The sequence below is a fragment of the Chlorobiota bacterium genome (assembly GCA_016700335.1).
Taxonomy (GTDB): Bacteria; Bacteroidota; Ignavibacteria; order OLB7; family OLB7.
This window is the reverse complement of sequence record CP065014.1, coordinates 1,542,239-1,561,804: the sequence shown is the minus strand read 5'-3', so window position 1 is coordinate 1,561,804 and position 19,566 is coordinate 1,542,239. Positions and strand designations below refer to the sequence as shown.

General features: G+C 26.4%; 15 protein-coding genes. 4 read left to right on the top strand and 11 right to left on the bottom strand.

Annotated elements, in window-relative coordinates; all coding sequences use genetic code 11:
• Positions 1-21: 21 nt before the first annotated feature.
• From IPP08_06400 to IPP08_06380, 5 genes are all read right to left on the bottom strand, one after another.
• Entirely contained in the window at positions 22-684 is a 663-nt protein-coding gene (locus tag IPP08_06400) for an RraA family protein (GenBank protein ID QQS67788.1), read from the bottom strand.
• A complete protein-coding gene (locus tag IPP08_06395; GenBank protein ID QQS67787.1) occupies positions 665-1,135 on the bottom strand; it encodes a hypothetical protein in 471 nt (156 codons plus the stop codon). Before IPP08_06395 ends, IPP08_06400 begins: the two co-directional genes overlap by 20 nt.
• The gene (locus IPP08_06390) at positions 1,136-2,569 is read right to left on the bottom strand and encodes a TatD family hydrolase (GenBank protein QQS67786.1); all 1,434 of its coding nucleotides are present in this window, start codon (positions 2,567-2,569) and stop codon (positions 1,136-1,138) included.
• Positions 2,569-3,030: a thioredoxin-dependent thiol peroxidase gene (gene bcp / locus IPP08_06385; GenBank protein QQS67785.1), complete on the bottom strand. Its 462-nt coding sequence runs from the start codon at positions 3,028-3,030 to the stop codon at positions 2,569-2,571. The genes IPP08_06390 and bcp overlap by 1 nt, the downstream gene beginning before the upstream one ends.
• 116 nt (positions 3,031-3,146) lie before the next feature.
• Positions 3,147-5,762 carry an OmpA family protein gene (locus tag IPP08_06380; protein ID QQS67784.1) on the bottom strand — a complete coding sequence of 872 codons (2,616 nt, stop codon included), beginning with the start codon at positions 5,760-5,762 and terminating at the stop codon, positions 3,147-3,149.
• Positions 5,763-6,010: 248 nt separating this feature from the next.
• Between IPP08_06380 and IPP08_06375 the strand changes: the two genes are divergently transcribed.
• Positions 6,011-7,036 carry a glycosyltransferase gene (locus IPP08_06375; protein QQS67783.1) on the top strand — a complete coding sequence of 342 codons (1,026 nt, stop codon included), beginning with the start codon at positions 6,011-6,013 and terminating at the stop codon, positions 7,034-7,036.
• A 40-nt stretch (positions 7,037-7,076) separates the two neighbouring features.
• On the opposite strand, the gene IPP08_06370 is transcribed toward IPP08_06375, so the two are convergent.
• The 4 genes from IPP08_06370 to IPP08_06355 all read right to left on the bottom strand — a co-directional run bounded on the left by IPP08_06370 (position 7,077) and on the right by IPP08_06355 (position 11,261).
• Positions 7,077-7,421, bottom strand: a complete 345-nt coding sequence (locus tag IPP08_06370) for a histidine triad nucleotide-binding protein (GenBank protein ID QQS67782.1) — start codon at positions 7,419-7,421, stop codon at positions 7,077-7,079.
• Between the two features lie 15 nt (positions 7,422-7,436).
• Positions 7,437-8,477 (bottom strand): agmatine deiminase family protein, encoded by a 1,041-nt coding sequence (locus IPP08_06365; GenBank protein ID QQS67845.1) that lies wholly within the window; start codon positions 8,475-8,477, stop codon positions 7,437-7,439.
• A gap of 126 nt (positions 8,478-8,603) precedes the next feature.
• A complete protein-coding gene (locus IPP08_06360) occupies positions 8,604-10,325 on the bottom strand; it encodes a hypothetical protein (protein QQS67781.1) in 1,722 nt (573 codons plus the stop codon).
• 33 nt (positions 10,326-10,358) lie between these two features.
• Positions 10,359-11,261, bottom strand: a complete 903-nt coding sequence (locus IPP08_06355; GenBank protein QQS67780.1) for a hypothetical protein — start codon at positions 11,259-11,261, stop codon at positions 10,359-10,361.
• A 57-nt stretch (positions 11,262-11,318) separates the two neighbouring features.
• Between IPP08_06355 and IPP08_06350 the strand changes: the two genes are divergently transcribed.
• The gene (locus IPP08_06350; GenBank protein QQS67779.1) at positions 11,319-12,932 is read left to right on the top strand and encodes a methylmalonyl-CoA mutase; all 1,614 of its coding nucleotides are present in this window, start codon (positions 11,319-11,321) and stop codon (positions 12,930-12,932) included.
• Between the two features lie 77 nt (positions 12,933-13,009).
• Here the strand turns inward: IPP08_06350 and IPP08_06345 are convergent, their stop codons facing one another.
• Positions 13,010-15,349 (bottom strand): hypothetical protein, encoded by a 2,340-nt coding sequence (locus tag IPP08_06345; GenBank protein ID QQS67778.1) that lies wholly within the window; start codon positions 15,347-15,349, stop codon positions 13,010-13,012.
• Between the two features lie 90 nt (positions 15,350-15,439).
• Entirely contained in the window at positions 15,440-15,661 is a 222-nt protein-coding gene (locus tag IPP08_06340) for a zinc ribbon domain-containing protein (protein ID QQS67777.1), read from the bottom strand.
• A gap of 106 nt (positions 15,662-15,767) precedes the next feature.
• Here IPP08_06340 and IPP08_06335 point away from each other — a divergent pair, with 106 nt between their 5' ends.
• Both IPP08_06335 and IPP08_06330 read left to right on the top strand, forming a co-directional pair.
• Positions 15,768-19,085, top strand: coding sequence for an AAA family ATPase (locus IPP08_06335; protein ID QQS67776.1), 3,318 nt, complete (start codon positions 15,768-15,770; stop codon positions 19,083-19,085).
• A gap of 58 nt (positions 19,086-19,143) precedes the next feature.
• The gene (locus IPP08_06330) at positions 19,144-19,557 is read left to right on the top strand and encodes a hypothetical protein (protein QQS67775.1); all 414 of its coding nucleotides are present in this window, start codon (positions 19,144-19,146) and stop codon (positions 19,555-19,557) included.
• Positions 19,558-19,566: the final 9 nt, after the last annotated feature.

The following is a 19,566-nucleotide window of genomic DNA, read 5'->3' as shown; positions in this document are numbered from 1 at the left end:
TTCTAATTGAGGGAGCTTTTTTTAAAATCTATTAAATTTATTAAATAAATCTGATGCACTTTTTCCTTCTGATAAACCTTTAAATACCGATTTTTCTTCATCTAATGCTTTTAACAATTCAAAATAAACTTCAAAAAAATTTTCTTTAGGAATAACAACAACTCCATTTACATCTGAAAAAATAACGTCATTAGGTTTAATTTCAATTCCGTAAAAATTTACATTTACATTATAACTATCCATATATCCTCTTGTTCTAATATCTTTAATACAATGTCCCTTTGAGTAAACTTCAAATCCAAGTGAATTAATTTGAGAGATGTCTCTAATTTCCCCACCTACCATTGCTGCTACAGTTTCGTGCGATTTTGCTCCAGCACTCATCATACCCCCCCAAAGAGCTGCATCGATATTAGAGTCTGTTGCAATTACAATGAAAGAGTCTTTCGGAATAGAATCTATCATTTCTAATAATTTATTTATCTCAACATATTGATCAGTTTTTTTAACCAAACAAGGATATGCAAAACCACAAAATTTTAAATCTGGATTTTTAGAGTTTGATTGAATTGATTTATCAATTACATAAGATTTTATACCTAATCTATCCATTGTATCTGAAACTAATGGGGTATAAAATTGCAACATATCATCTAAATGAATTTTAGTAATTTGATTTATCATAATTAGATTCATTAATTAAAAGGATTTTAGTTTTATTTTCAATTAAATATGCACTTTTTTCGAAAGAAATTAAATGGTATGCTATATTAGGGAGAGTTCTAAATTTACTAATAGGGCTAGAAAATAATAATTTTATAAAATGGATAACCCATTCACATAAATATAAAATATAAAAAAACAAACCATGCTTATTTTGCTGTTGAATATGCTCTAACTCATGCCTAATGATTGCGATTTGTTCAAATGGATCTAAAAATTTAAACCTATTTAGAAAATATATTCTCTTGAATAATGTTACTCCAATTGCACCAAACTTGTTAAAACCTAATGGAAGATTATCAGAAAAATTTATTTCAATTCTAGTATCAACGTCATCAAAAATTTCATTCAACAAATTGTTTGAAACAATACCAGATTTATTAAGGTAATTGATATAATTATAACACTTCAATTAAAATTTTGGGTAAAAATAAATACCAAATCTAATTTGACTTAGAAAGAACTCTCCATTTCTTCGTTTTAATTGACGTTCAGTCATTATTGAAGAAGCTCTGTATTCTGCTGTTGGCGAAAAAGTACCAAAATCTAAATCAAGATTATATGAGCATCCAACTCCGCCACAAAGTCCAAATCCCGTATCTTCAAAACCATTAAAAGTTGAATCTTTTCGTTGAGTATAAAAGTATTCATCAACCCCAAAACGATTTTTAAAGTAAGTAAATCCTAATGTAGCATAAAAATTAATACGGTTTGAAGGATTACCAATAAATCTTAAAGCAAAATCAATTGTTTGATGAGTGTTTGGAGGTATAATTTTTGGGACTGAAGAATCTATTTTCAACAAAGCTGAATAAGAAGAATCTGCAAGCTTTGAATTCTTAAAGAAAGTATATGCAATATCAAATTGGATCCATTTAACGCCCCATGTTGTTGGTGGAACGATACTTACCCAACCTCCATAACTTGTTATAGAATTTGCATCTGTTTCCGACCCTACAATAATTGTTGAAGTTCCAAAGTGTGGTCCAAAACCAATTATACCTTTAGTTTTTATTATTGAAGTTTTATTTGTATCTGTTTGAGAAAACAAATTATTAAACATCAAAAAGCAAAAAAGAAAAGTTGTTAAATTAAAAAAAATTCTAGCGTTTTTTGTAGTCATTAATATTATTTCTTGTAAAGATCTGTTCTTAATTTCTGATAATTTTTGTGCTATAATTACTAAATTACTCGGTTCATTCCTTTTACCTCTATTTGGTACTGGTGTCATGTAAGGAGCATCTGTTTCAATCATAATTTTATCATCTGGTACAAAATTAACAATTTCATTCAAATTACTATTTTTGAAAGTTATATTTCCAGTAAATGAAATATAAGAACCTAAATTTAAAGCTTCTTTTAAAACATCTAACTTGCTAGAGAAACAATGAAGTTGAATTTGTAAATTGTCATCTTTTTCTTCTTTTAAAATCTGAATAACATCTTCATCACTTTCTCTATTATGTATTACAACAGGTAAATTTAATTTTTTTGCTATTCTCAATTGTTTTCTGAATACATCTTTTTGAATTTCTTTTGGACAAAAGTCATAATGATAATCTAGTCCAATTTCTCCAATGGCTACGATGTTTTTATTTAATGATAAACTTTCTAAATTTAATAAATCTGTATCATTGATTTCATGTGCATGATGTGGGTGAATTCCTAAACATCCATAAATAAAAATTTTATTTTTATTTATTAAATTGAAAATCTTGTGAAACTCAGATGGTTTTGTCGCTGGAACTATTATTTTTTCTATACCAAAATTTTTTGCTCTTTGAATCATCAAATCAAAATCTGAATCAAAATGTTCTGAATAAATATGTGAATGTGTATCAATCATTACATTTGAGTCAAATTTATTAATACATCTTCAACATGACCAGAAACAGTAACCTTATTAAATATTTTAGAAATTATTCCATTTTCATCAATTATATAAGTAGTTCTTTCAACTCCAAAATATTTTTTACCATACAATGATTTTTCTTTCCAAACAAAATATGCTTTACAGATTTGTTTATCTTGATCGGATAAAAGAGGGAAGTTTAATGATTCTTTTTCTTCAAATTTTTTATGAGATTTGACCGAATCTGGACTAATACCAAATACAAAAGCTCCACCAGATTTTACTCTTGATAAATTGTCTCTAAAGTCACAAGATTCAGTTGTACAACCACTAGTCATATCTTTTGGATAAAAATAGATTACTATTTTTTTACCTAAATAATCTGATAAAGAATGAATAGTTTCGTTTTGATCTAGAGCTGTAAACGAGGGAGCTTTATCACCAATTTTTAACATAAATATTATTAAAGTTAATTATTATAATTTGCAAATAGTGTTGCAATTTAATAATATCAAACTGAAAAATGTAAAAATTTTATGATATAAAACAATATAACTATTTAAACTTAAGTTTATTTTGAAGTTAATTTGAATTTTTTAATTAATTTATTTTTTAATAATTTAATTTCTACTCTTCGGTTGTTTGTTCTACCTTGATCACTTTCATTAGTATCAATTGGTTGGTCTAATCCAAAACCCTTTGATTTAATTCTATAATTTTGAAATTGACCTTTTTCTATTAAATAAATTTTAACAGCATCTGCTCGTAATTGAGACAAATACTTGTTATAACTTGATGAACCTACATTATCGGTATGTCCTCCAATTTGAATTCTCATACTCTCGTCATTTTTCATCATACTAATCAAGCTATCAAGTTGTGGATAAAGTATAGGATTAACAGTTGCTGTTCCATAATTAAATGGAGCATTCAAGTTAATAAATAATGGATTTACTTCTAGATCTTTTCCACCAAATGACATAATTGGTTTAGTAGTAACATATTCTTCTAAATCATTTTGTTGTTGATTTTTGTTAGTATATAAAGCTTCCATATTATTATCAATTTTGTTTTCACTTGGTTCTATAACTTTATTTACAAATGTAGATAATGAATTATTTTTAGAATTAATCTCATTTAATTTACTTAATGAAAAGTTGTACGTAAATTCTTGTTTAGAACTTGATTTTGGTATAATTAATGATTTTGTTTCTGGAGAATAACCTTCAGCCCTGACAACAATATCATACTTAATTCCTGGAATTAATTTTATTTCATACAATCCATCAGTAAGTGAATTAGTACTTGCTGCTTGATTTCCTGACTTAGATTCATTTAAATAAATATTTGAGGATAAAGGAACACCTGTTCCTATATCCGTTATTGTGCCATTCAATTTTCTTAAATCTAAAGTTTTATTTTTAGTTGAATCATTTCTTTCCAGAATCTCTTTAGTTCTATTTTTTTTAGGATTCTTATCAGATTCTACTTTTGAATTTCTTAAATTCTCAACTAGTGAAGGTGAAACATCCTCAATTTTATCTAATTGGAAATCTGATGTAACTATTCTTCTATATATAGTCTCAGGTACTTTATATGGAATACTAACTGGGTAATGTTTTGGTTCACTAATATGAATTGTATAGTCTATACCTTGATCTATATTAATTTTATAAGCACCATTTTGAGTTGCTTTTTTTATATTTAAAGTATCACCTGTTTCTGTATCAATTAATGTAACTACCCCTTTTAAAGGTTTATTTGATTTCTTATCGGTAATAATTCCTTTTAATTGAATCTGTTTTGATGTAGGCTCATTTTCATCATCTTCTCCTTCAATGTTTTCATCTTTAGATCTAGGGTCATTAACATCACTCTCTTCATTGGTTGGGTTGAAATTTTCAAGTGATGTAGTTGTGCTTATTGGAGTTAACTTAAAGTTATACATTAACTCTCTATATGTAGTATTTTTTGGTACCTGATAGCCAATAGAAAAAAGTTTATATCCAGGTGCAATAACAGTAAATGTATATCTTTTGCCAGATTCTAAAACAGCAGAATATGTCCCATTTTTTCCATCACTAGAAGTGTTAAATAAAGCATCCCCAGTTTGAGTTTCTTCTGCTAAAATTCTTGCTCCTAATGGATTTTCTGAGATACTATCTAAAACAGTACCTCTTAACATTACAACGTATTGAGGGGGAAGTATTGAAGATAATGGAGTTGTATAAATGTCTTCACTACTATCCCTAGTTGAGCATATATAGATATTTTCTCCAGAGGCTGTCATAGAAATAAAAGATTCGTTTGTAGGGGTATTAATAGGTGAACCAATATTAACAGGCTTTTGCCAATATCCATCCTTATTGATAGAAACATAAATATCATCACCACCATAGCCATCTGGTCTGTTTGAAGAAAAAAACAAAGTATGTCCATCAGCAGCAATAAATGGAGCATAATTTCCATAATCAGAATCATTGATAGGACTACCTAAAGTTTGAGGATATGTCCACTCTCTATTTTTAAAGTGGGATACAAAAATTTCATGAAACCCGGACTTAGTACCAGCAGTAGTTGCAAAATAAAAATCTTTACCATCCGCACTGATTGAAGCACCGTATAATCTAAATCTTTTTGAATGAATATCTTCATCTCCTTTTTCATTTAACTTAGTGTTGTTCCTGAAAAACATGGTTATTCCTCCGCCTAAACCTTTGAAATTAGTTAGTTGGGTATCTCTTAATTGTGCATAATAAAATGGACCTCCATCCAAAAGCCAACCTCTTTTTACAGAAGTAAAATAAATTTTTTTACAATCTGGAGAAACAGATACAACTCCTTCATCTGACTTAGTATTAATTTTAGAACCTAAGTTGACAGGATCACTCCACTCTTCTACGGAATTGTTAGTTGATAACCTACGAGTAAAATAGATATCTTCATCAAATCTATTGTTTAAGCTATCAAATGTTGCCCAAGCTCTAGTTCCTTTTCGGGTTGAATTAAAAAACATAATTTTTCCATCAGATGAAACAATTGGATTGTTTTCTCTATCTTTTGTATTAATAGATGATAATTTTTTAACTAAATTTGAATCAACAACAAAATTATTCTGAGCTGAAACAGTAATAATTAATAATAGAAAAAAGGGAATTACTAGAAAATAATTATGTGATAATTTCATGTTTTTTATATACAAGTTTTAGTAAAGCAATACGATGCGAAATTCTGAACTTAATTTACAAAAATTTAACTTTTTTTAGTAATTAAATGTAACAGATTAATTCACATTTAATATCTTATTTTTATAAAATATTGAAGATTAGTTTTAATTTTAATTAAATATTTTTCAAATAAACTATTATTCAAACAATAATAAAATCAAATTAAATTTTTTAAAATTCAATAACTTACTAGCTTAATTATTTAGTTATGATAGAACTTAAGAATATGAAAATGTTATTATGTGCAAGAAATACTGGTGAATGGATCTGGAATCAAAGACCTTCAATATTTGAGAAAACTATGAATGGAGTTGAGAGTTGGGTTTACGCACTAAAAGGAACTTACAAAAATGGATTACTTTTAAACTCTTCTGATATTCATAATTATGATTTGATAATTTTGAATATGAATATCCAATACATTGCAAAATATACTGACATTTTAAAAGAAAACAAAACTAGAAAATCAATAATAGTTGGCTTATTTGAAGGTTGTTTATCTGATGTAATTCCTGTTTGGAAAAGTTGGAGTTCATTAGCAAATGAAATGGATTTTATAATTTCAATTAATAACTTAGGGACTAAATTTTTACAAACCTTAACCTATACACAGATTAAATACATAGGTATTCCATATCCAATTGAAGGAATCTCAAATTATTCTATAGGGTTGCAAGAGAAAGAGGAAAGTTGTTTATTATGTAGTATCCCTAGTTTAACTCCAATTGACTATTTAATTGGTAAACAATTAGGCTGTAAAATGATTGGTTTTGAAAAAAGTTTTGTTAGAAACATAAAGGGTGTTTCAAGAAATTTTTCACTCGATAAATTAAAATACATTAAAAAAACTAATAAAATATATAATGATGAAAATTTAACTTTATATCCAATGGGTTCCATGGATTCTTTTTTGAAAGTAGCAAGTAAATCTAAAATATGGATAAACTTAGATTCAAGATATACATGGGCTAGATATGTATTGGATGCGGCAGCTTTAGGTATACCAATTATTACCACATCTTCAACTGGACATGCAAATACATTGTTTCCCAATACTACAATAGATAATCCATTTGACACATCTAGGGCAGTAGAAATTGGATTAAAGCTACTAAAAGATAAAGATTACTATAAAGATGTAATTGAAATTGCAAAAGAAAAACTTAGCTGGTTCAGTATAGAAAAGACATTAAAAAGATTAGATATGATGTTAAAAGGAAATAATGAAAATTAATTATTCATGTTAATTTAAATATAACTTACATGTTAATGTTCTAACCAGGAGGCCAATTCATTTCTCTACCACCTAAAAGATGTAAGTGAATATGAAATATACTCTGACCTCCATCTGCATTACAATTCATTACAATCCTATATCCATTTTCAGAAATACCTTCACTTTTTGCAATTTTAGTAGCTACAAAAATTATATGCCCTAATAATGTAATATGCTTTTCGTTAATATCATTTAAAGTTTTTAAATCGGTAACTTTAGGAATAATTATAATATGAATTGGTGCTTGCGGTGTAATATCTTTAAAAGCTAAAACTAAATCATCTTCATAAACTATATTAACAAGTATTTCTTTGTTGATAATTTTAGAAAATATTGTACTCATCTATAATTTGGTTTTTTAATAATTTGAAAATTCATCATGAGTTAAGCAATGTAATGTGCCTAAACCCCATACTAAATCTAATGAATGTATTCCAATAACTTTTTTATTAGGAAAAATATCACTTAAAATATTAAGTGCCAATCTGTCATTTGGGTCATTAAAGGTTGGAACTAGAACAGCATGATTACTTATATAAAAATTAGCATAACTTGCTGGTAATCTTATATTATCGAAATATAATGGAGATGGCATCGGTAATTCAATAACATTAGGTTTTAAGCCATTCTCAAGTTTTATATCTTGTATTATTTCCCAATTTTCTTCTAAGATAGGATAATTTAAATCATTAGGATTTTTTTCACGAACTAAAATTATACTTTCTTCATTTACAAATCTACAAACATCATCAATATGACCATGAGTATCATCACCAGAAATCCCTTTATTAAGCCAAATTACATTAGAAACATTGAAGTATTTTTTGAATAGTTCATTATAATTATTTCTTGTAAATCCTTCATTTCTTACTTGAGTGATTTTATCTAACAGACATTCTTCAGATGTTAATAAACTGCCTATACCATTAACATCAATTGCTCCACCTTCAAGAATTACATTAACATTTTTAAAAATAGCATTTTCAATATCCAAAGATAAATGTTTAGCTGCAATATTTGGAATACTATCATCTTTTAAGTAGTTGTTATATTTTGCCCAACCATTAAATTTAAAATTAACTATCGATTTAAAAGCTCCTTTTTTGACGAAGCAAGGTCCACAATCTCGCATCCAGCCACGATCAGTTGGAGTTACAATAAAATCAATTTTGTCTAAATTAACACCAACTTTTTTAAGTGAATTTTCTGCTTTTCTTTTTTGATTTAAATCTTTAACAACCAATCTAACAATTTCATCTCTAGAAACAAACTTAATTATTTCAGTAAATACCCATTGAATTGGTGAAAATTTTCCAGGCCAATCTAATCTATTATGTGGATACGATAACCATGTTGCTTCATGATTGACCCATTCAGCAAGTAATTTATGTTGAATAATATCTTTTTCGATGATAATTTTTGGATGCAATTTAATAATAAATTTGTTTTTAAAATTGAAATATGAGGTTAGAAACAAATTATTAAAAATGTATGAAATCTTAATTTTAAAATCAAATTAATAAATTTAGAATACATAAAAACCATTCAATATTGGGGCAAAATTTATTTTGTTATTATTGTCAAAATTAACTCCAAGTGCTGCATCAATAGAATAATTTAAACCAAAATATCTAAAAGATAAAACAAATGGTTTTGTATTTAAGTTGTCGAATAATGCTGTTTCGAAAATAATTTTAAAATTATCGATAAATCTGAAATCTCCTCCAATGCTAACTATTGGAGAATATCTGTAAAATTTATCATTATTAAATCTATCATGATGTCTAATACTATACCCTAAAACAAAATTGATTCGTTGATCTTCATTTCCAAAAGTCGATACTACGTAAGGAACACCTAATAAAATTGTTGAAGAATCTGATAATGTAATTCCAGTTTGCAAACCTCCAGAAAATCTATACAAATTTTGATTATAGAACTCATTTTTTAAACCTATTGTACCAACTAAAGTAAATTGATTAATACTTGTTCTTGGTAAAAATAACCCAGCTCCTATCAAAGTTAAATTACTATCTAAACCATATTGTGCAATCCAACCTAAAACATCATAATTACCAATTGATAACTTACTTTTTCCAATAGAATTAGCAGTAGGTGATAACATCATTCTAAAAGTTGTTGGATCATAAATTCTAAAATCTTTAAACGAAAAATTATAATCAATTTGTTCTTTAAAATTTAAAGATGTTTCGTTGATTGGTTTAAAATTTTTATTGGTAGTAAGTAAATAACCTGAGGTCAAATATTTTGTCAAAGAATTATTAAATCTCAAAGAGTCATTACCATTTTTGATTGAATTTAAATTTTTAACAGTATTAATTGAAACAATTTTTGGGTTGGAATATGAGAATATTTTCTCCTTTTTCTTAAGAACTGTAAAATCTTTTGACTTTACATTTTTAGGTGTTTTATTAAAGAATGAATTATTATTTTTAATATCATTAATCTTCGGTTTTGAAAATGTAATTTTAGGTTTCTGTACAATTGGCTTCCTTTTATTTATGGCTAATGGTTGTGGTGGAGTTATAATTTTGTTTTTGGGTAGAACAACTGTAGCGTATCCAGTATCAGATACAATGAAATTTGTAAACCCACCTGATGGTTGCTCTCTATGAATATAAGTTAGTATAGGACATTTGAATCTTCCAATTTTAGTTGGTGTATAACAAACTTCATAAGTATACTTTGTTCTTGGTTGAATAATTACTGGAGGCTTAATATTAGTGTATTTAATTTTGAATAGTGGTGATGGGCTAATAATTGAATCTAATCTAACTTTTTCTCCTTGGGCAAAAACTTCAAAAATATGACATTTGGTACTACCAAGCTCTACATTACCATATTCTTCTTTGTAGACATTCCATACACCTGCTAAATTTAAATCATAAATTATCGATGTATTATTACAAGAAATTATCTTAATTTTTAATTTCGTATCATATGATAATGCTTTACACTGTACTATAAATTTAATTTGTTTATTACAATTTGAGATTATGGGTAATTGCCCAATTTTAAAGTCTTTGTTTTCAAAACCTGATTTTAACTCTTTCCATGATGAGAAAATTAATCCTCCATCATATCTAAGTATTGATTTAATACCAGCAGGAGATGAAATTGATATTTGATTTAAACCATGATATACAACTGTAGGGTTTACAACTATCTGAGCAGATGTTGGAATTAAAGTAATTATAAAAAACACCAAAAGAAAAATAAACTTCATAATTTAATTCTAAGTTCTGTTCAATAAAAAAATCTAAAAAGGATACCCAATTCCAAAATTTGCTTGATTTAAAAGTAAAGTATTTACACCAAAAAGTTTAATTGAATATGAACCATCTAAAAATAAATCATTAGTTAAATATACAATTACTTTAGCACCAAGAGAAGTATAATTTTCACTTTCAATCATATAAAATTTACCATCACCACCTTGAGTAACTTCATTGTTATAACTTTCGCCAGATGAACCTGGATAAAAAGCTTTAGAAGGATTTGCTGGATTTTTGGTTGAGACAACTCCTTCACAAAATAGTAACAATCCAGTACCTTTAGTTTTAGAAGTACCAGCTTCAACTTTATAAAGGATTTCATCTTTAGCTTCTTCATCTCTCCAATTATATCCTAATGTAAATTTAATAAATTGATCTTCTAGTTTATATTTGATAATCCCGTTTGAATTAAATTGGAAGTAACCATCACCCCAAAAACTTAGGTATTTAGTATCATTATATAAACCTTGATGAAATCCATTAGGAATTTTAAACATTGAAGAAAAACCTAAAACAAAATTTGATGAATTTAGAAACGAATATGTTAAGCCGATACCAAAATGTTTAATATTTAATATACTTCTTTCTGGAAATAAAGAATCACTGATTAAATAAATATAGTTTAAAGGTAATTCCATATTTGCGGTTAAATTTGAAGTTAATTTCAAATCGATTTTGTTTGTTAAAGTAACAGAAGTTAAGGTAGTACCAATAATGTCAAAAAGTCTTGTTGAACCATCAATACCATAATAAGAAGAAGTTTTTCCTCCTGAAAACATCACTTCAAATATCCCAATTTTTTTTTCGGGAATATCAAATACTTGAGCACTAGTTTTAAAATTTAAAACTGACAAAAGGAATAATGTAATAGAAATTTTTTTAATCATATTTTTGTTAGCAACAATTTTGTTAATTTTTTAATATTAGAAACTCAATTGAATTTAATGTTACAAATTTTGCAAATTAAACACCAATCAATTTTATTAAAACATAGTTATACATTTATGGAATTAGAAGATAATAAATTTACAACCAATTCGGGAATTAATATTCCATTATTTCTAAAAGGGAATGCTGATGAAGAACCTGGAAAATTTCCTTTTACAAGAGGAATTCATAAATCAATGTATAGAAATAGGCTATGGACAATGCGTATGTATTCAGGGTTTGGAACAGCTGAAGAATCTAATGCAAGATATAAATATCTTTTAGCTCAAGGAGTTACAGGGTTATCAGTAGCATTTGATTTGCCAACACAAATAGGATATGATTCAGATAATTCGATATCAGAGGGTGAAGTAGGAAAAGTTGGTGTTGCAATTGATACATTAGTTGATATTGAGAAACTTTTTGATGGAATTAAACTTGAAGATGTTTCTACTTCTATGACAATAAATTCAACTGCTTCAACTTTATTAGCATTTTATGTTGCATTAGCAAAAAAACAAAGATCTGATTTATCTAAAATAAATGGTACAGTACAGAATGACATTTTAAAAGAATATGCAGCAAGGGGTACTTACATTTATCCTCCTAAACCTTCAATGAGGTTAATTACTGATATGTTTGCTTGGTGTAGTAATGAGTTACCTAATTGGAATACTATTTCTATCTCAGGTTACCATATTAGAGAGGCAGGTTCAACTGCTGTCCAAGAAGTTTCTTTTACATTGGCAAATGCAATTGCTTACACTCAAGCAGCAGTTGATAGTGGATTAGATATTGATAAATTTGCATCAAGATTAAGTTTTTTCTTTAACATACATAATAATTTTTTTGAAGAAATAGCAAAACTTCGTGCTGCAAGAAGAATGTGGGCAAAAATAATGAAGGATAGATTTAAAGCAAAAAATGAAAAATCATTAATGTTAAGATTTCACTCACAAACTGCTGGATCAACATTAACTGCACAACAGCCAGAAACAAATATAGTTCGAGTTTCACTACAAGCAATGGCAGCTGTTTTAGGAGGAACACAATCATTACATACAAATGGATTTGATGAGGCTTTAGGTTTACCTACAGAAAAGGCTGCAAGATTAGCTCTTAGAACCCAACAAGTAATTGGCTATGAAACTGGAATTGTTGATACCACCGATCCATTAGCAGGTAGTTTTTATATTGAATATTTAACTGATGAAATTGAAAGAAAATCATTTGAGTATATAAACAAAATTGATGAAATGGGAGGTTCGGTGAAAGCAGTTGAACTTGGATTTATCCAAGAAGAAATTGCAAATTCATCTTATGAAGCTCAAAAAAGAATTGAGAGCTTGAAAGAAATTGTTGTAGGTATGAATAAATTTGAAATTGATGAACCGCATTTTAAAGATGTGTTAAAAGTAAACGATTCCATTAGAATCAAACAAATAGAATCGCTTCAAAAAGTGAAAAATGAAAGATCATCAAATAATGTAAAGGAATCTTTAAACTCTATTAAAATTGCAATTATGGGTAATGATAATGTTATGCCTCATATTATTAAAGGAGTTGAAAATTATGTTACATTAGGAGAAATTGCTGATGTTATGAGGTCTGTTTGGGGTGAATATGATTAATTTCAAAAATATTATTATAATATAAAAAAACCGATTCAATTTTTAAAATGAACCGGTTTTTTTAATTACTAATATATTTACTTTACTACAGTAATATTTTCTATTACTTTTTCATTACCAATTGTTAAAACTGATGTGTAATTACCAGATGACAAATTAGATAAATCTGAGACTACTTTATGAACTCCATTTTCAAATGTTGAATTAAATATTGTTGAAATCTTTTCTCCATTTGTGGAAAAGATTTCAAGCTTAGCAAGTCCAAATTTTGGCAAATAAAATGTAAATTCAACTATTCCTTTTGAAGGATTAGGTGTGCTTGATATAGCTAATTTGTATTGTTTTTCAACATCTTTTACAGATCCTAATATACTTGATTTTAATTTGATTTCAGATCCTTGTAAAATATCAGATACTGATCCTTTCTCATTTTTATGTGCTATAAAGATTATCCTAGAATTGTTCACATCTTCAACTTTAGTTGATAATTTAAATTCTATATCAACAATCGTTGATGCTCCAGGAGAAGATAATTTACCTCCAGCTATAACAGTTCCTCCAGATAACTGGATCGCTTTTCCAGTAGCAGATGGATAAACTTGTCTTGCCACAGAATTATTTACATAATTATCTATATACTCAGTTGGAGATCCATCTGAATGATATTTTGTTTGATTAGATTTAATACTATCTTCAACAACAACAATTGTTAAAGCATTTGTGGAAGTTATGGAACTATTAAACAATGCTTGTGTAGAAGTTAATCTAATTTTAGATTTAATTAATTTAGTAGTCTCATCAAATTTAAATTCTAAAAGCTCAATTGTAATAGGAGCATTTGGAAACTCATCTTTTACATTATTAATATACTTTTCCCAATTCTCTCTACTAGTCATTCTACTAGTTTCATTCTTAAATAATTTTCTTTGAATAGCTGCAGTTGGATAAGAGTTACCATTTAATGCTGTAATCATTTTCCCAACTTCAGTATTTGACATTGGTTCTCCTTTTGATGGATCTTTATTATAAGGACCATGATATGCAATACTAATTAAATTTTCTTTGAATTTATCTTTTAATGTTGATAAAATTTCATGTCCATAAGGGCACCATCCACACCAATCTCCAGTTATTTCTTCAACAACAATATTTGATTTTTGTGTTAAAACATCTTTTGGCAAAACAAATAAATATACATTTATTACTGAATTTAAATTTAACTTATCATTAGACACAACACCAATTTCAGTTTGATAAACACCAGGTTTAAGATTACTTGCATCAATGTTAATTGTAGCTTCTTTTATAGAATCAGGTTTGATTAAAAAGCTTGACAAATCAGATGTTGCCCAATCATCATCTGATGGAATTGAGAATGTACCAGTTAAATTTGAGTTTCCAATATTTCTAATTGGAATTTTAATAATGGATTTTTCATTTTGTTTTAAATTTAATAAAACTTCATTTTTCTCAACTTTAATTACACTTGCAGGGTTTGGATTTGGTGTAAATTTAAACAAATTTAAATTTCCACTTCCTCCTAAAAAGTATAAATTATTTCCATCTCCAATTAATGGTGGTGCTTCACTAGAATTTGTAGGCAAAGAAAATGTTGAAATCCATTTATTTTCTTTATCATTATAATAATAAGTCTTTGAAAATCCACCTTCTGGATATGGTAATCCTCCTGTAACATAAACTTTACCACCAGAAACACCTGCAGATGCACTAACAATACCACCTTGAATTGTACCAATTTCTTCAAACTTAATATCATTTCCTTTTAATGTACCTTTATAACAATTCCCCGAAGTAATTGTTCCATCTGGAGTTCCTCCAATTAAATAAATAATATTATTTAAAACTGTAGATGATTGATAGGCGTATGCAACATTTAATGTCCCATTTGCTTCAATCCATTCATTTGTAGTCGGATTATAAATTTGAACTATTGAACTAACTTGAGAATTTGAATTTATTCCACCAATAATTACCATTCTATTATCAACATTTGCGACAGAACCAAAATATGTTGAGTTTGGAATTGATGCTTTTTCTGAGTAAGAATTTGTTGTTGGATTATATTCATATGTAATGTCTGAAAATAAATCTTTGCTTTCTGTTCCACCAGCAATCAATATTTTATTATTAACTACAATTGCATAACTACCATACTTTGCTGTAGGCATATCATTTAACTTTGTCCATTTACTAGTAGTTAAATCATAAGAATATGCTGAGTTAATTGGGTCAGTATCAAATCCACCGAATGAATAAATTTTTCCATTATAAAAAACAGCAGACTGCCCTTTATTATAAGTTGGCATTGAACTAATACTACTCCATTGACAAATTGCATTTGACAAATAAATTAGATTCAGAATCAAAACAAGAGTAAAAAGTTTTAAAATTGTCATCTATTTAAAAATTGATAATTATGAAAAAAAAAATATTACAATATCTATTTCACAAATTTAAATAAAAAACCTTATGAATACCTATTCTTATTAAACCTTTTTTTCTTCAAAATTTATTCCGCAATTTGGACAATAGAAAGCAATTTTATGATGAACAATTTCTAAACACTTTGGGCAAGTATTAGTTAAAGAACTTCCACATAGAACGCAAAACTTATCATTATTCAAAGCATAAGTTCCACAATCATAGCAGCATCTAATTAAAGAATTTGAAATAAATGTATCTTTTATTACACTAGTGTTTTTTAACATTGGATTTTAAGTTTGAAATTTTAAATTAAATTTGTTAACTGTATAAATATATTTATAAACCGTTACTATATATTATTTTTACCGTTACATTGAATAAAAATATTTTATGAATGAAAATTATATCAATTTTTTAAATCATGGTATACTTCCATATTTTGGTATGGAAGATATCAAAAATGAAATAATTGAATTCTGGAAATCAACTCAAGAATCTTATTCTTTAAGGGCAATGTTGATAAGTGGTGAAGCAGGAATTGGAAAATCTAGATTAGTTGAACATATTATCCAAATCATCAAAAAGGAAGGTGGAATTGTTATTCACATAAAATTATACCCAAATTCATTAAATGAAATTCCAAACCTTATTTCAAATGAACTAGATGCTATATCTTTTAATTTCTTTAAAAATAGAACTTTTCAAGATAAAACATTAAATGGCAATATAAATAATTTAGCAAGTTTATCTCATATAAGATCTTTAATTATAATAATTGAGGATGTACATTTGTTTACAAAAGAATCATTATCAGATTTAAAGAAATTGTTAACTGGATTAAATGATGAAATGATTTCAGTTCTTTTTTTAGGAAGACCGATTGAAACAATATTTAATAGCGTTATAGAACCATATCTTATCAAAGAATTAGATTTAAAAGAACATTCAATTCTAGATATTTTTTATATGCTTAAAAATTTGTTAGGGTTTGAAATAGAAGATAAATTTATTTTATTAATTAAAGAAATTACAAGAGGTAATTCATTAGCCATTAAATCTGGAATTAGAGGTATCATAAAAGCAGGGTTAATTGATACTAATGAAAAATTAATTAAATCATCAGTTTCAAACTTTAATATTATACTTTCTAAAAGTATTGAGAGTTTGTCTGAAGGAATGTTGTCTCATTTAAATGAAATGGAAATGACTTTATGCTCTCAACTTTCAACATTAGGTGAAATCTTCAGTAGGGAATCAGCTGAAATACTTATCGGAACTAAAAATTCAAGTTTATTAAACAAACTCATATTTAAAGGTGTTTTAATTGAAACTTTTAAAGAAACACCTTTAAGACTTGGTAAAAACTTTTCTGAATATCCTCCACTTAGTTTTACTCATTCGTTAGTTCATGATTCATTTTTAAAAAAATCTAAACTGAATTTTGAAAGGATTTTAACTATAATATATTCTAATTCACCAATATTCTCTCTTGTTCCATTTATAGAGTTAAACAATTTTATAAATAAATTTGGGTGTTCAGTTCTAAAATTAGATAATAATTTGATAGAGAAATCAATTGAAAATTGTATTGATATTGCTTATAACATTAGCAATACAATTGATTGGAAATTTGCTCCAATTCTAATTGATTCTATAAAATCAATTTGTGAGATTACAATGTTTGAATTTGATGAAAGTTGTCTTAAAAGTAAAGAATTAAAAGCAAAATTTTTATTTACAAACTTAATAATTTTTAAGAGAGATATTTCATCAGATAATTTTATAAACATTGCTACTGAGCTAATAAAATTATGCCAAGGATTAGAATCTGAGATAATTACAGAATATTTTATTTGGGGTTACGATGCATTATTTTACAATAAAATAATTTCTAGAAAAGATGTTGATCTTTTGAAAGAGTTAGAATTTGTAGATGATAAAGTTAAGAACAATTTAAATATCCAATTCTCAAAACCTTATTTAGTTTTTGTTAGAGACATTATAAGAGCTCATAACAATGTTAAACAAGAATTTTGGATTATAAATTTGATAAAAGAAAAATTCAGTTTTCTATTGAGTAAATGTGAGAATGATGAAATTAGGAAAAAAAATCTATTATTAAAAGTAGGTACTTTTTTAATTACTAACTTTAATAATAATTTGGAAAAAGCTGAAAATTATGAATTGTTGAAAAGGATAGAAGAATGTAATTTAAGTGTTACTGAAACAAATTTAATTGAGAAGATAAAAGCTATATTCTTATATGAAGATGGGAAATTAGAAGAATCTAAAATTGTATTTGAAAAGAATATTAATTTGAACTTAATTTTGGGGAATAAATTTGATTATTTACTTGCTAGAAGTTTTATTGATTGTATAAAAATAGATTTAGGATTTTCTCCAGATAAAATTATTATTGAATTTGAGAATTTAACTGAAATAGCTGTTAACTCTAAAATTGTATATTTTAACAACTTAATTGATTCATTAATTTTAACTGGACAAGATAATTATGTTATCGACTTAATCAATAATAAACTAAAATTTCTTGATGAATTATACAAACCTAGTTTATTTGTAAACTTATTATCAGTTATCAATGTTAAGGACCTGAAAAAAAACGATTTCACAGAATTTTATGAAATGAAATTATTTGGATTAACAATGTTAATTGAAATTTTACTTGATAAAAATAAAAACTTCGATGAGAAAAAAATAAATGTAATTAATTCAGAATTATTAAATGAGGTATTTAAAATTGGGAATATTATAAATGCACTTTTATCTATTAAGTTGCTGATTTTTCTCAAAATAGAAAACTCAAAATATTATAAAAAATTAGAATGTAATGTTTTAATTATGATTACTAACCATTTAGAATGGTGTTTGGCAAGGGGTCTTTGGTTGTACATGAAAACAATTATTTTAAAATCTGATATTTTATTAGATGAAAAATTTAAATCATTGTGGAATAAGAAGATAGAAACATTAAGAAAAAAATATTATAAAATTGAATCAATATCTATAAACAACAAATTAAAATTAAAAATATTTGGAAAGATTGCCCTTGTTAAACCAAATTGTAATCCTGAATATATTTCGGGAGAAAGACTTAGAACAGCAATTGGAGTTACAGTAGCAAACAAATTAATAGATGATAAATTATCAGCTTTAGAGTTCTGTCAAATAGTTACTGGTGAAAATGATCCAGATAAAGCACGAAATACTATGAGGGTAGTTAGGTTAAGACTTAGAGAGCTTGTTGGTGAAGAAGAAATTAAAAATTCAGAAACTGAACCAATTATTTTAAATGAAGAATTAATGCAGGTTGACATTTTTGATTTCTACAAATATTTAAAACTTGCTAGAAAAGGTCTTAAAAAAAAATCGTTCTATTTATCTGTTCACAATTTCAAATTAGCTTTAGAGATTGCTATTAAAGGAGTACCTTTTAGTGGACTGTATGATGATTTTTTTGAATCTATTAGAGAAGAAATTGAAAATTCAATAAGAAATACTGCCATAACATTAATAGGATTATTGATGAAAGAACATGATTATGAAAACGCAGAAATTATTTCTAAAAATACATTGCAAATATTATCAAATGATGAAGAGATTACAGATTTACTAGAAAAGTGTTTTGATGTTCAAGGTAAAAAAACTGCAATAAATAAAATTAGATTAAATCTATTTAATTCATATTAGTTCATTCAATAGTTAATTTAAATTTTAAATTCTATATTCCAACATAAACACATTAAAAATGTCAAAAGGGTATTTTATTGAGACAGATATTATAGTAGATTATTTATGTTCTCCAAAAGATGTTGAGTCAATTTTAAGAAAACTTTTAGTTAAACAAACATGTTATACATCATTTATTCAAGTAAGTGAATTGTATAGTAAGATAAAGAATAAAATTGAAAAACAAAAAGTTGATGAAGTAATTTATGGTTTAAAGGTTTTAGGAGCTAGTAGTAGATATTCTACAACAATTGGAACTATTCTTTCGTCATTAGGTAATATCCATAACAAAGAAAGAATTGCAATTTCTGCAGCAATTTCAATTGAATCAAATTTAATAATGGTAACAATTGATAAAAGTAAGTTTCAAATTTATAACAATGTTGAAAAAGTTGAATTGTTAAATTTAATAGATTTAAAAGTAGGATGTTAAAATTAAATA